12 protein-coding genes are annotated in these 13265 nt (G+C 61.5%); 2 read left to right on the top strand and 10 right to left on the bottom strand.

Annotated features, from left to right (window positions below; genetic code table 11):
- Nucleotides 1-136 precede the first annotated feature (136 nt).
- Nucleotides 137-2350 carry a TonB-dependent receptor gene (locus tag G8E10_RS16095; protein WP_425530850.1) on the bottom strand — a complete coding sequence of 738 codons (2214 nt, stop codon included), beginning with the start codon at nt 2348-2350 and terminating at the stop codon, nt 137-139.
- A gap of 481 nt (nt 2351-2831) precedes the next feature.
- On the opposite strand from G8E10_RS16095, the gene G8E10_RS26335 reads away from it, so the two are divergent.
- Nucleotides 2832-3068, top strand: a complete 237-nt coding sequence (locus G8E10_RS26335) for a DUF982 domain-containing protein (RefSeq protein ID WP_110801394.1) — start codon at nt 2832-2834, stop codon at nt 3066-3068.
- Between the two features lie 140 nt (nt 3069-3208).
- Here the strand turns inward: G8E10_RS26335 and G8E10_RS16085 are convergent, their stop codons facing one another.
- The gene (locus G8E10_RS16085) at nt 3209-4090 is read right to left on the bottom strand and encodes a beta-1,6-N-acetylglucosaminyltransferase (protein WP_110801477.1); all 882 of its coding nucleotides are present in this window, start codon (nt 4088-4090) and stop codon (nt 3209-3211) included.
- Here G8E10_RS16085 and G8E10_RS16080 point away from each other — a divergent pair.
- Entirely contained in the window at nt 4064-4420 is a 357-nt protein-coding gene (locus G8E10_RS16080; RefSeq protein ID WP_132664949.1) for a hypothetical protein, read from the top strand. The two genes, G8E10_RS16085 and G8E10_RS16080, sit on opposite strands and share 27 nt — an antisense overlap.
- Here G8E10_RS16080 and G8E10_RS16075 read toward each other — a convergent pair.
- The 8 genes from G8E10_RS16075 to G8E10_RS16040 all read right to left on the bottom strand — a co-directional run bounded on the left by G8E10_RS16075 (nt 4404) and on the right by G8E10_RS16040 (nt 13181).
- On the bottom strand, nt 4404-4754 hold the full coding sequence (locus tag G8E10_RS16075) for a hypothetical protein (protein WP_245420115.1): 351 nt from the start codon (nt 4752-4754) through the stop codon (nt 4404-4406). The genes G8E10_RS16080 and G8E10_RS16075 overlap by 17 nt on opposite strands.
- A 370-nt stretch (nt 4755-5124) precedes the next feature.
- Entirely contained in the window at nt 5125-6345 is a 1221-nt protein-coding gene (gene lhgO, locus G8E10_RS16070; RefSeq protein ID WP_110801395.1) for an L-2-hydroxyglutarate oxidase, read from the bottom strand.
- Nucleotides 6346-6400: 55 nt separating this feature from the next.
- Nucleotides 6401-7342, bottom strand: a complete 942-nt coding sequence (locus G8E10_RS16065; protein ID WP_110807756.1) for a nucleoside hydrolase — start codon at nt 7340-7342, stop codon at nt 6401-6403.
- Between the two features lie 13 nt (nt 7343-7355).
- Nucleotides 7356-8390 (bottom strand): nucleoside hydrolase, encoded by a 1035-nt coding sequence (locus tag G8E10_RS16060; protein ID WP_110801397.1) that lies wholly within the window; start codon nt 8388-8390, stop codon nt 7356-7358.
- Nucleotides 8391-8415: 25 nt separating this feature from the next.
- Complete coding sequence (locus G8E10_RS16055) at nt 8416-9414, bottom strand: ABC transporter permease (RefSeq protein ID WP_167129991.1); 999 nt, start codon at nt 9412-9414, stop codon at nt 8416-8418.
- On the bottom strand, nt 9402-10472 hold the full coding sequence (locus G8E10_RS16050) for an ABC transporter permease (RefSeq protein ID WP_110801399.1): 1071 nt from the start codon (nt 10470-10472) through the stop codon (nt 9402-9404). The genes G8E10_RS16055 and G8E10_RS16050 overlap by 13 nt, the downstream gene beginning before the upstream one ends.
- Entirely contained in the window at nt 10469-11998 is a 1530-nt protein-coding gene (locus tag G8E10_RS16045) for an ABC transporter ATP-binding protein (RefSeq protein ID WP_110801400.1), read from the bottom strand. Before G8E10_RS16045 ends, G8E10_RS16050 begins: the two co-directional genes overlap by 4 nt.
- A gap of 181 nt (nt 11999-12179) precedes the next feature.
- Nucleotides 12180-13181: a BMP family lipoprotein gene (locus G8E10_RS16040; protein WP_110801401.1), complete on the bottom strand. Its 1002-nt coding sequence runs from the start codon at nt 13179-13181 to the stop codon at nt 12180-12182.
- Between the last annotated feature and the right edge of the window lie 84 nt (nt 13182-13265).

Raw genomic sequence — 13265 nt, 5'->3', positions numbered from 1 at the left:
ATCGCCTTTGATGAAACCGTGGGAAGCCGGTTATCCTATCCACGATGAAAGTATCTGGCCGCACGCCAAGGAGCGACCAGATATAGGGGTGTTCTCGAGGATTACCTTCGCTCGAACCGGTAAGAACCTGATATTGTCAGAAATCAAACGATGCGGATAACATGAAGGCGCGGGGTGCACCGGCCGAGAGGAAGCCGCGTGCCGACGACGCCCAGTACTTCTCGTCGAGAACGTTCTCGACATTCGCCCGGACTTCGATCGGCTTGCCATTCTCCCGCTCGAAGACATAGCGTGCACCCAGATCGAGACGCGTCCAGTCCTCGACCTTTTGCGTATTCGCCCGATCGTAATACGTGCTGCCACTGTAGAGCACGCGACCTGTCAGCGTCAGATTCTCGACCCACGGGGTATCGTATTCGCCATAGAGACTGACGGTCGTTGTGGGGACGCCGGGAACCCTTTTGCCGTCGAACGTGCCGGCAGCCGTGCTATCAAGCTTGGCATCCATGAACGTCACGCCACCAAGGACGCGGATGCCCTGAAGCGGCTCGCCGAACACCGAAAGTTCGAGACCGCGATTGACCTGCAGGCCATTGACCGAGAAGGTATTCGTCGTCGCGTCGGTAAAGGCACTTTCCTGCCGGATCTCGAACAAGGCTGCTGTCAGCAGGAATGAACCGAAATCGTACTTTACCCCAATTTCCTTCTGATCGTGGACGAAGGGCGGGAAGATCTCGTTTGCATTGGTGACCGTCGCCGGTGCAATCGCACCCTCGGACAGCGCCTCGACATAGTTGGCATAGACCGAAAAATTGTTAGTGACGTTGACGACAGCGGCGACAGCCGGGCTGAACTTCGCTTCCTCATAAAGGTAATTTCTGTCTCCAACCGGAAAAAGCGGATTTCCGGGACGTGTATTGAACCCTCTCGAGCGAATATCCTGATAGCGCCCGCCCACGGTCAAAAGAAAGCGTTCGTCGAGGAAGGACAATGTGTCGGATAGCGCGATGCTTGTCGAAAGAAGATCTGCGAAGGGGACGAGATCGTCCGAGCGGGGGAAATCGCTCGTATCCACCGAGCCGTCGGGCAGATAGACCGGGTTGTAGATGTTCGTGGGATATGCTGGCGGCAATCCCAATGCACGCGGCAGGAAGCTGCCGCGATCGTTTTCATTGAGATTTCGTGCGACCGCGACGTTGACCTGATGACCGACGGGGCCAGTATCGAATTCCGAGCGCAGGCCGATTTCGCCCGAAAATCCCTGAATCTGCTGCGGCTGAATGGCGAGGCTGGATGTCGCATCTCCATTTGCGTTGAGGATCGTGTAGGAGGACGTCAAGAAGTCTTCGCGGTAACGGCTTGCACCACCGGCAGCATAAAGCGTCGTGTTATCAAGCACATCGAACTCTACGCGACCAGAAATCATGTTGTATGTGCTGTCATGATATTCGAACGGGTTGGCCGTATTGATCTTGCCGTTCGGTGCGCGCGGTATCTCTATGCCGGGCACGGCACCGTTGAACAGGGATGTCGGCGCATCGATGTTCTGCGTGGAATGGTTGAGATCGAGCGAGGCGCGGACGCGGTCGCCGCGATAATCCAGGCCGATCGATGCGACGCCGACCTCGTTGTCGTTGTTATCAAGCCGAGAATCGCCATTACGGTAGGAGCCGTTCACGCGAACGCCGAACTCTCCGCCCGGCCCGAAGCGACGACCGACATCGGCATGCGACCATAGTTGCGAGTCGGAGCGATAGCCGGTCGTAAGGCGTGTCAGCGGTTCGTCGGTGGCACGTTTGGGCACGAGATTGATCGTGCCGCCGACCCGGCCGAGGCCACCATTTGCAAACGCCGTCGGCCCCTTGAGGATCTCCACACGCTCGATACCTTCGAGGAAACTGCGCCGGGGATTGGCAATGTAGGGAAGCCCGTCATAGAGCGTATCGAGATTGGTGACCGAGAAACCGCGGATCATGAAAGCATCGCGTTCGCTGAACGCAGGGGCGTCCTGGCGCACGGATGGATCGTTCAGCGTGAGATCGGCAACGGTCCGCGCCTGCTGATCGCGGATCAACTTCGACGTCAGAGACGTAACGCTGAAGGGCGTTTTCAGAACAGGCTGATTGCCCAGAACACCGACACGAGCACCGGAAGAGACCTGCCCGCCGGCATAAGGTGCCGGAGGCTGACCGATAATTCCTGTCGCTGGCGCCTGCTCCCCCGAGCGACCGACGACGACAATCGTTTCAAGCGTCGTGGCCTGTGATGCACCGGAAGAACGTGCGACCTCAGACTGGCGTTTCGCCTGCTCATCTCGCGCTTCCTGCCCTTGCGCCGACCCGGCGGAGATAGCGAGTAGCGATACACTTGTGAGAGCCGCGTTGACCCACCAACGCGACCCACAGCCAATCCAACCTCTTGACATTCCATGCCCCCTGTAACGCGTTTGACGCACGACGCTCTGCATCGTTCTTCGAACTCGGCGCCGATCCATTCGGCTGCCACGACAGAGAGACGATCCAGATCGAGAAATTTTTCTCGAGTTGGCAAGATTGCTGAGTCTACGTCATGGAGAGTGCTCTGGCGCATGCAGGGAAGAGCGGCAGATGCATGTTTTCTGTTCGTGCTGCGCGTGCCAGCGCGGCTAGTCTGCGCCCAATTCTCCAGAAGAAAAATCGAGAATTATAAGTATAATTCGTATCTTGGCGGTTTATACGATAATTCGAAAAACAGTTTATTTCGAAAACGACCAGAATTCCAAGATATAAACTTGCACCTCGCTGAAGCAGCCCCACCTATGCCTTCCATAAGAAGACAATTGGAAACATAAAATGTCCATTCATTGGAACCGTCCGGTCGCTGTTCGGATTGGAAGCGGCATCGCCGATGTCATTCGAGGGCCGGTAGACGCCTTCGAGGCCTTGAACAATCGGTGGCCGGCAGAACACGGAGAGTCCTATTTCGTGGCGAAAGCCCTGTGCAGCGAGGCCGTCGCGACAGCGTCTTCAAACGACACTGTCCGAGACGCTTTCATCGATGCCGCGCAGGATGCCAGACTCCTGATCTGATCGCAGCACCGATCGTGACGCCCTGTTCACAAAGAAGTACGGCATCCCTCTTGAGGATGCCATACGCAGTCCGAAACGGAACCCGGATAACCAGGTTGGTCAAACCGGGCGGCCCATATCCTTAGCGGTTTGACTACGATCTAGGCGGCGCTCGCGGATACGAACTCGGGCTCGCCGGCGGGGCGGAGCGTCTGCGTGAGCAGATGTGCCTCAAGGATCGACAGGATATCGCCATCGACATCCTGTTCGAATTTCCGCGCGAAGAAATCATGGCTTGCCTTCAAAGCCGCAGCATCCTTGCGAACATAGGTCCTCGGACGCAACTTGATGTCGCCGTCCGCCACCCAATCGATCATCCGCAGGTCGTCGTTGACGATCTCGCCGTGCACAGGGGTGTTCATCATGACCGTCTGGAAAAAGCCCTCGTCGGCAATGAAGGTGTTGCGGTAGAAGTCCTTATAGGGATCGGCCCGACCGTCATTGCAGACGAAGTCGCAGAAGGCTCGGCTGACGATCATCCACTGGTTTCCGATATACGGCGTCGCACCGTCGATGAAGGGCCGCATCTTCAGCGTTTGTTCGATCTGGCCACCCCTCTCGATGACGAACTCCCCGATGCGACGCATCGTGTCGGGACGCACTTTCTTCTGATCGAGAACCTTGATGTATTCGCGGTCTGGATGCGCGCGCAGGTGAGCCATGATGTGCGACTGGGTTTTCAGGGGGAAGTCCTGGCCGCTCAGATTGATGAAGTGGCTCCAGTTTCGATCCATCGCCAGGAGGTGCTGCATCCCGCGAAGTTCGGCTTCGACAAGACTGTACCCTCCCCACAAGGCTGCATGTCCCTCCATGACCTCTGCGTTCGGATACTGCTGCAGAAAGCCGCGGATCTCGGTCTCCAGCGCTGCGCCGGAGTTTTTATCGACATGCACCACATAACTGTTGCGAGGATCGTATATGGCCTTGAAAAGACGTTTGAACTGGTCAGGAAAGCGATGAACGAGGATCAGATATCCGATCATCGCAGAACACCGGGCGTGCAGCTGGAAAACGCCGATCGCGAAGCCTGTGGCCTGTCGCATGTCATGGAAGACGCGCCATTGCGAATAGTCGTCATGATAGATCCTTTCTGGACGAGTGACCAAGGGTCACGGGAGATGGGCTGCACCGCCGCGGATGGTCCGGGCGCTGGCGCATCGATGTTGGCATGGGTTGGTTTTGCAGAGATCCGGACCGAAACGGCCAAGCCTCGTCACCTCGGCGAATGGGTGCACCGATGCTATCGAACAGATGTCGATGACGGCCGCCGTGGGTTATCGGCGGCCGGCGGGTACATCACAGTGTCTTGCTGATCTCGATCTGGCAGGATCTGGCCAGATCCCTGTTCGGTTGGTCAGTGCCCAGCGGCGTCGCCCAGCCGGCCTTTTCGACGATACCATCTCTCGCATAACTTCCGGCAGCCTTCAGTTCGGTCATGACGGCGGCGGAGAGCGGATCAGCCTTGGATTTTTCGACGCAATACGGGGTCAGGGCTGTCGCGACACCGAACGACGTCTCTGTCGCAGAGTTCTTGCGCGACGTACCGCCGGTGACCCAGCCACCCCACGTAAAGCCGATGACGGCCATGGCGACAGCACCGACGACCGCGCCGTTGAGCGCGGGCTTCGTCCAGATGGGAATATTCAAGGTGGATCCAATTCAAGGATGACCGGTGGCCGCAAGATTGCATGCCGGAATAATACCGTTAGCACCAAGCAAGCATTTCTCGGCATGAATTCGGACGGTGATAATATTCGAGATAAAAGCTTCGCATCGAGCGGAGCTTCAAAGAGAGCTCTCGTGCTTGAAATCATGGCGGGCACCAACCCCGATACAAGCGAATGCATAACGTCCCGTTCGAGACATCTTGAGTGATCCAGGATCAATTCTGAAGGTGGTCGTTCGAGCGTTCAATCGACAGGAAGAATTCGTTCCGACGCCACCACCTTGGACAGTCGGCTCGAACAGCATTGCTGTGGAATGTGCCATGTCGCTCCCCGTGAAAGAAGAGGTTCGCCTAGACCCTTTTACCCCCTGCCCGCCATCCGAACAGCACGGCAGCGCGATCCGCGAGATCGCGGGCGATCGGCATCGCCGATGTTGCGGCGGGAGACGGAGCGTTGCAGACATGGATGGTTTTGCGGGTTTCGCGGATCAGGAAATCATGGACGAGGCTGCCGTCGGCGAGAACCGCCTGCGCGCGGATGCCGGGCCGGTAGGGCTTGAGGTCATCGAGCTGCAATTCCGGGCAGTATCTCCTGCAAAGCGCGAGGTAGCGGCGCTTGCTGAGCGAATTGCCCATTTCCGACAGGCCGGATCGAAGATTGTTGCGCACCAGGCGACGAAAACCAGGATAGGCGATCATCTCTTTGAGGTCGCGGACGTTGACATCGGAAAACCGGTAGCCCTCCCGCGCGAAGGCGAAAACCGCATTCGGCCCCACCGTCACATAGCCGCCGATCATCTTCGTGAGGTGGACGCCCAGAAACGGCAGCGCGGGGTCCGGGATCGGGTAGATCAGATGGTTGACAATGCGGTCCTTGTCGGCACCCAACCGGTAATACTCACCACGGAAAGGCACAATGCGGAAGTCGAGTTCGAGGCCACAAAGCCGGGCCAGCCTGTCGGCCATGATGCCGGCGCAGGCGATGACGTGCCGGGCGCGAATCTCTTCCTGCGGAAACTGGATACGAACGCCATCTGCCTCCTCGCGCAAGGTCTCCACGCTAGCGCCGGTGCGGATTTCGACGCCTCTGTCGATGAGGATTCCGGCCATCGTACGGGCGATCAGACCGTAATCGACAATGCCGCTGGTCGGCACGAACAGCGCCCCGACGCCGCGGATATGCGGTTCGCGCCGGACAAGCTCCGCGGCGTCCAGCCGTTCCACCGGCAGGCCGTTCTGTCGGCATCGGTCCTCCAGCGCGGCAAGACGCGGCATCTCGTCAGGGGCGGTCGCCACGAGCATCTTTCCGCACTGCTCGAACGGAATGCCATGCTCGCGGCAGAAATCGATCGTCGCCTCGACGCCTTCCTTGCAGAAACGCGCCTTCAGGCTTCCCGGTTGATAATAGACCCCCGCGTGGATGACGCCGCTGTTGCGCCCGGTCTGGTGGGTCGCAACCTCGACCTCCTTTTCCAGCACGACGACGGAAAGCCCGGGCCAGCGGGTCGATATTTCCAGCGCCGTGGAAATCCCGACGATGCCGCCGCCGATGATGGCAAGATCATAAGACACCGATGCTGTCCCCGCTCCTCACTATCGCATCCTCGGGAGGATGCACCGACGGAGATCACGGATCCAGCGGTGCATCGCGCAACAGATCGAACATCAGCTTGAAGAAGCGGTCGCTGTCCACCTCATAGGCGATCCGCGCATTGTCGGGCTCACCGCGTTCCTTCCAGAAATCGGCGACCGTCGCGCCGAAGGCAAAGGTGCCGTCGAGATCGACGCCGATATGGGCGGGCCTGGTGCGCACCAGCGTCGGGTCGATCACCAGCGCCAGCGCCAGGGGATCGTGCATCGCGCCGCCGACGCCCATGGAGTTGCGATGCAGCTTCTCGTAGAAGCGCAGCCAGTCCATGACGAGCCTGCCGAGTTCGGTGTCGATGGTCGCAAGCTCCGCATATTGCTCCGCTTCGACCAGAACCTGCATGGTCACATCCAGCCCGACCATGGTGACGGGCACGCCGCTGTCGAGCACAAGCCGGACAGCTTCGGGATCGCAGAAGGCGTTGAATTCGGTGGGCGTGATGATCTCGCTCTTGCGATAGAACACGCCGCCCATCCAGATCAGCTCCTTGATCTTCGGCAGCACCTCCGGATGCTTGAGAACAAGGAGGCCGATATTGCTCAGCGGCCCGGTCGCCACCACGATGATCGGCTCTGGCGCCGCCGCAAGCCGTTCGGCGAGGAAATCGACGGCATGTTGCGCCAGGGGTTCGCGTTGCGGCATGGGCAGGTAGGGAGAACCCTCGAGACCGCTCGGGCCATCTGCCGTTCCCAGCACCAGCGGACGGGCGAGCGGGCGAATGCAGCCGGCCGCAACCGGCACGTCACCCGCACCGATGAAGTCGAGGATGCGAATGGCGTTCGAGGTGGTCTTGTCGAGTTCGGCATTGCCGCAGGTGGTGGTCACGCCCAGAAGTTCGATATCGGGCGAGCGGTGCGCCATGACGAGGGCGATGGCGTCGTCGTGGCCGGGGTCGCAGTCGTAGAGGATGGGTGTCGGCATCGGAAACGGTCCTTCAGGCTGCAGTGCCAAGATCGCCGGCGCGGGCGTAGCGCGCCATGGTGGTCTTGAAGATCGAAAGGAAACGGCGGCCATCGAGGCCGGTGGCAATGCGGGTCGTCTTCGGGCCGTCACCGCCGGGCAGGATCTGGTGGCCGCGATAGGCCACCACCTGCCCCCGCGCCACGCCCTTATCGATGACGACATCGGCAAAGAGCGGCGCCGTCGTCGTCACGAGATCCGGCGCGAAGGCCAGCGCGACAGTAATGACATCATCCATGGGAAATCCGACCAGCCCGAAGAACTCGCGCCAGATATCGATGTAGATCGGAAACACCTCTCCGATCATATCCACAACGGCATTGTCCGCCCCGATCGAGGCCATGTCCGCGATGTCGTCGCGCGTCAGCATGCTGTCGGCCACGCGGTTGTCCTCGCAGATATCGAGCGGCACGAGGATCTTGTCGACATCGGCGTTGAGCACGATGCGCGACGCCTCCGGATCCGCCCAGATATTGTACTCCGACAGCGGCGTCATGTTGCCGGGCGTGGTGAAGTTGCCGCCGAGCACCAGCATGTTCTTCAGAAGCGACGGCAACGCCGGTTCCTGCAGGATCGCGAGCGCTGCATTGGTCGTCGGCCCCGTCGTCACCAGCGTAATCTCGCCCGGGTTGGCCTTTGCCATGTCGATGATGAAATCCACCGCATGGCCGGGGTTTGCCTTGCGGCGGGGCTCGGGCGCCGGAGGATTGAAGGTCTTCAGCCGATCGCCGAAGCGGGCCGTCAGCCGTTTTTCGAAATGGACGGGCGCTTCCATGGCCGCCTTGGCATGGCCGACGATCGGCCGCCAGGCGCCGGCATGCACCGGAATATCGTCACGACCGGCCAGCGACAGCGTGTTCAGCACGACGTCGGTGACCTGTTTGATCGGGCCGGCGGCGCCGGTGACGGTCGTCACGCCCTCCAGCTTGATGTCCGGATGGGCGGCGGCGAACAGCACGGCGAGAATGTCGTCGCCGGCGGAATCCACGTCGAGGATGATGCGCTGCATGGGAAGCCTTCGAGGTCTCGGGTTTTCAGTAACGGGGAAGCGGCGCGTCGCGGCCAGCTTCCCCCGAGGGATAGACGGACAAAGCGCGGCGAATGGTCTCGACCGTCTCGCGGATGCGCTTTGGCCGTGCGCGCCAGGAGAGCGCGAACAGGGCGACGAGCGCCACGGCATATGGCACGGCCAGAACCAGATAGGACGGGAAGCCGAAGGTCTGGAGCCGGAGCGAGAAGGCATCGGCGAAGCCGAACAGCAGGCAGCCGGCCAGCACTTTCAGCGGGTCGCCGCCCGAGAAGATCAGGATCGCGACCGCCATGAATCCGCGCCCGGAGGACATGTTCTCGGTGAACATCGTGATGTAGCCGAGCGACATGTGGGCGCCGGCCAGTCCGGCAAAAAGGCCGCAGAGCAGCGATGCCGCGTAGCGAATCCGCACGATCGAGATGCCGAGCGCCTCGGCTGCCTCCGGCTTCTCACCGACCACGCGGATGTAAAGGCCGAGCCGGGTGCGGTTGTAGAAGAGGATGAGGAGCGGCACGGCGAAGAAGGCGACGTAGACAAGTGGCGTGTAACCGGAGATCAGCTGCGCGGTCGAGGGTCCGAGCAGATCGCGCGCGCCGGGGATCTGCACCTTGGGCAGGCCGACGATGCCGCGCCCAACCACGGAGCCGCGCGTCCCGAAGATCGCCTTCAGGAGAGACACGGTCATACCGCCGGCAAGGATGTTGAGCGCCAACCCCACAACAACCTCGTTTGCCCGGAAGCTTACGACGAGGACGGCATAGATGAGGGCGAAGACGAGGGCCGCGGCAACGCCGATAACCATGCCGCCCACCGACGAGCCCGTCCAGATCGAGCCGACGACGGCGAAGAAAGCGGCGATCAGCATCTGGCCTTCCAGCCCGATGTTGAAGATCCCAGCCTTGGTGGTGAACGAGCCGCCCAGCGCCACCAGCAGGATCGGCGTCGTGGTGCGGATCATCGCGACCAGCAAAGCGACGTTGAACAGGTTGCTCAGAATTTCCATCGGCGCTCTCCCGTGCGGTCGCCGCGTCGGCGCATCATGAGATCGGCGGAAACCGCCAGGATGATCAGCGCCTGGATGACCGTGATGATTTCGCGCGAGGCTGTCGTATCCACCTCGAGCAGCAGGGAACCAGCACGCAGCGCGCCGAAGAACAGCGCCGTGAAGATGGTACCGATGGGCGAGCCGTTGGCGAGCAGGGCCGCGATGAGCCCGTCGAAGCCGAAGCCGGGCGCAAAGCCTTCCATGAACCGGTGATGCACACCGAGCGTCTCGACACCACCGGCAAGGCCGCCCACGGCCCCGGAAACAAGGAGGACGCCGAAGCCGACGCGGCGCACGCTGACACCGCCATATTCCGCGAACTTGGGCGCGGAGCCGACCATGGTCACGGCATAGCCGGCGGAGGTCCAGCGGAAGAAGGCGGCGACGCCGACGGCGAGCGCCAGGCCGATGAGAAGGCCGATGTTGAGCCGCGAGAAGGAGAAGAGTTCCGGCAGGTAGGCGCTCGTCAGGATCGGCGGCGTTTCCGACCATCCGCCTGGGCGCTTGAACAGGAAGATGGTGAGATAGGAGGTGAGCAGTGTCGCGATGTAATTGGCCAAAATCGTGGACACCACCTCGTTGGTGCCGAAGCGCACGCGGAAGAAGGCGGGAATCGCGATCCAGAGCGCACCAGCGACCACCGCCAGCGTCATCGCGGCAAGCACGTGCAGCACGGGCGGCAGTGCGAAGGCGAACCCCACCCAGGCGGCGGCGAACCCGCCGAGAAAGAGCTGTCCTTCGATGCCGACATTAAACATGCCGCCGCGAAGGGCGATGCAGGCCGCGATGCCGCAGATGAGAATCGGCGTCGTCTGCAGCAGGGTGCTGGCGATCTTCTCCGCATCGCCAAAGGCACCGCGCATCAGCGTCATGAAGACGGCGACCGGGCTTTCGTCGATCATGAGAATGATGATGGCACCCAGCGCGAGCGCGATGGCGAAGGCGAGCGCCTGGCCCGCCAGCGTTCGCGCCAGCCCTTTTGAGAAGAGCCTAGGGAAGAGCAGGCGGTTCGTCATGAGGCCTCCGTCAGGTCTGCCGGGTCGATCCCGGCCATCATCAGTCCGATTGCGTCTTCGTCCATTTCGGCACCATCGACCGCGCCCATGATCCGGCCGTCGAACATCACGAGAATCCGGTCGGCCAGCGCCTTCAGCTCGTCGAGCTGGGTGGAGATCAGAAGGATCGCGCGGCCATCGGCCCGCTGGCGCATGATCTCGTCGTGGATCGCCTCCTGTGCGCCGATATCGACGCCGCGGGTCGGCTGGTCGATGAGAAGCATATCGCCGCCGGCGGTGAACTCCCGGGCCAGCACGACCTTCTGGATGTTGCCGCCGGACAGGCTGCGCGCCGGATCCTTCGGCCCGCGGGCGCGGATGTCGAAACGCTGGATCAGCGCGCGCATCGCGCCATGCACCGCCGTCCAGTCAATCACGCCGAGGCGGGCGAATGGCTCTTTGTTCTGGCGCCCCATCAGCATGTTGGCCGACAGCGACGCATTCCGATCGACACCGCGCACCATGCGGTCGCCCGGGACATGGGCAAGCCCGCGGTTGCGGATCTCGGCCGGCGTCCGGTCGAGGATATCGTGGCCGTGGAGCTGCGCGCGGCCGTGGCTGGCAGGCCGAAGCCCAGAGAGAACCTCCGCGAGTTCCGTCTGTCCGTTGCCGGCGACCCCGGCAATGCCGACGATCTCCCCGGCGCGAACGGTGAGATCCACCGACTTCAATGCCGTCAACCGCCGGTCGTCCCGCGCCCAGAGGTCGGTGACCTCAAGCGCCACAGCGCCTTCGTTCCGGGTCCTGGGACGCCGGTCGAAACTGACGTCGCGGCCGACCATGAGACGCACAAGCTCCCGCTTGGTGAGCGCATTCTTCGGTTTGGTGGCGACGACGCGACCGTCGCGCAGCACCGTAACCGTATCCGACACCGCCATCACCTCCTCGAGATGGTGCGAGATGAAGATCACCGTCATGCCGTCGTCCACGAAGCTGCGCAGCGTCTGGAACAGGTCGCGGCTCTCCTGGGGCGTGAGGACGGCCGTGGGTTCGTCGAGGATGATGGTACGGGCGTTGCGCGCCAGCACCTTCAAGATTTCGATGCGCTGCTCGATGCCGACCGAAAGTCCCGCAACCCGCTCCTGCGGATCGACCCGCAGGCCGAACTTCTCCGAGAGGACGCGGGTGCGCTCCACCTGGGCTGCACGGTCGATGAGCCCGTTCCTGCGGATTTCCATGCCGAGAAAGATATTGTCGGCCACGGTCAGCGACGGCACCAGCTTGAAGTGCTGGTGCACCATGCCGAGCCCCTCGTTGATCGCCACTGCCGGACTGTCGATCAGCATGGTCTTGCCGCCGATCGAGATGCTGCCCGCATCCGGCTGCAGCAGGCCGAACAGGATGTTCATCAGTGTCGTCTTACCGGCGCCGTTTTCGCCGATGATCGCATGGATTTCGCCGCGACGGACGGCGAGATCGATGCCGTCATTGGCGGTGAAGGCGCCGAAGCGCTTGGTGATTCCGGAAAGATCGACGGCAAGGTCCATGAGGCATACCGAGGCAGGAGAAGAAGATACGAGGATTTCATCGAAGAACGACAGCCGGACGGCTAGCGTTGACAGCCGTCAACACGCCTTCGCCGAGCAGACGACGCGAGATTGCGTCGCCCTTACCGTCGTGAACGGCAGCGTGGACGGAGGAGTTCGTCCGCACCCACGCCGGACCGTCTTACTTCGCGCGGGCGATCTGGATCTTGCCGGCGATGACATCCATGCGGATGGTCTCCAGCTTGTCCTTGATCGCGGCGGGGAGCTTCGCCGCGACATCGTCGCAGACCTTCACCTCGACGCCGCCGGAGGCGAGATCGAAGGTGCGCGTTCCCGGCGTAACCTTGCGGCCCTCCACCTCGTCCTTGATGATGGCGTAGACGGCGACGTCGCCGCGCTTCAGCATGCTGGCCAGCACGTTGCCGGGTGCACTGGAGCACATATCGATATCGACGCCGAGCGAATATTTGTCGGCGGCGGCACTCGCCTGCATCACGCCCTCGCCCGTCGGTCCCGCGACGTTGTAGACGATGTCTGCACCCTGCCCGTAGAGTGCCATGGCCAGTTCGCTGCCCTTTGCCGGATCGTCGAAGGTACCGGCGAAGACCGAGTTCACCTTCACGTCTGGCGCTGCATATTTCGCGCCCTGCTCGTAACCGCCCAGAAAGTTGCGGATGACGGGAATGTCGCGGCCGCCGACGAAGCCGATCGCCTTGCCGTCGCCGATCTTGTCGAATTCAGGCCCCATGTCCTCGACCAGCCCTGCGAGTGCTCCAGCGATGAACGAGCCCTGCTCTTCGGCAAAATTCGCGTAGACCATCGTCTTCGCGTCGAGCACGCCGTCGATGAAGACGAAGCGCTGGTTGGGATATTGCGCGCCGACCTTCTGCAGGGCATCCACCAGTTCCCAGCCCATGACGAAGATCAGGTCGTACTGGCCGCTCTTTGCGAGGTTGGCGAACTGCTCCTCATAATCGAGCGCCCGGTTGCCGGTATCGACAAGCTTGAGGTCGATGCCGAAATCGTCCTTGGCCTTGTTCAGGCCGTTGACGATGGAAATGCCGAACCCTTGCGCGAAATAGCCGGAGATCGCAGCGATATGCACCTTCTCGGCAGCGACCGACGGAAGGGCGGATGCAGCCAGCACGACGCCGGCCGCTAAGAAGCGGGCAAAAATCTTCATTTTGGTTCTTTCCCTCTGGTAGCCTTCTCGGCAGATCCATCACCCGGTCTTGATGCCACATTAGTTGATGGTCATACGAATACT

The sequence above is a fragment of the Ferranicluibacter rubi genome, assembly GCF_011603255.1.
Lineage (GTDB): Bacteria > Pseudomonadota > Alphaproteobacteria > Rhizobiales > Rhizobiaceae > Ferranicluibacter > Ferranicluibacter rubi.
This window is presented reverse-complemented; position numbering and strand designations above follow the sequence as displayed.

What these genes read in the sequence shown, in the direction of transcription:
- G8E10_RS26335 (WP_110801394.1), top strand. Translation starts at nt 2,832, where the DNA reads ATGTCCATTCATTGGAACCGTCCGGTCGCTGTTCGGATTGGAAGCGGC.
- G8E10_RS16080 (WP_132664949.1), top strand. Translation starts at nt 4,064, where the DNA reads ATGAACGAGGATCAGATATCCGATCATCGCAGAACACCGGGCGTGCAG.
- G8E10_RS16085 (WP_110801477.1), bottom strand. Translation starts at nt 4,090, where the DNA reads ATGATCGGATATCTGATCCTCGTTCATCGCTTTCCTGACCAGTTCAAA.
- G8E10_RS16065 (WP_110807756.1), bottom strand. Translation starts at nt 7,342, where the DNA reads ATGCCGACACCCATCCTCTACGACTGCGACCCCGGCCACGACGACGCC.
- G8E10_RS16060 (WP_110801397.1), bottom strand. Translation starts at nt 8,390, where the DNA reads ATGCAGCGCATCATCCTCGACGTGGATTCCGCCGGCGACGACATTCTC.
- G8E10_RS16055 (WP_167129991.1), bottom strand. Translation starts at nt 9,414, where the DNA reads ATGGAAATTCTGAGCAACCTGTTCAACGTCGCTTTGCTGGTCGCGATG.
- G8E10_RS16050 (WP_110801399.1), bottom strand. Translation starts at nt 10,472, where the DNA reads ATGACGAACCGCCTGCTCTTCCCTAGGCTCTTCTCAAAAGGGCTGGCG.
- G8E10_RS16045 (WP_110801400.1), bottom strand. Translation starts at nt 11,998, where the DNA reads ATGGACCTTGCCGTCGATCTTTCCGGAATCACCAAGCGCTTCGGCGCC.
- G8E10_RS16040 (WP_110801401.1), bottom strand. Translation starts at nt 13,181, where the DNA reads ATGAAGATTTTTGCCCGCTTCTTAGCGGCCGGCGTCGTGCTGGCTGCA.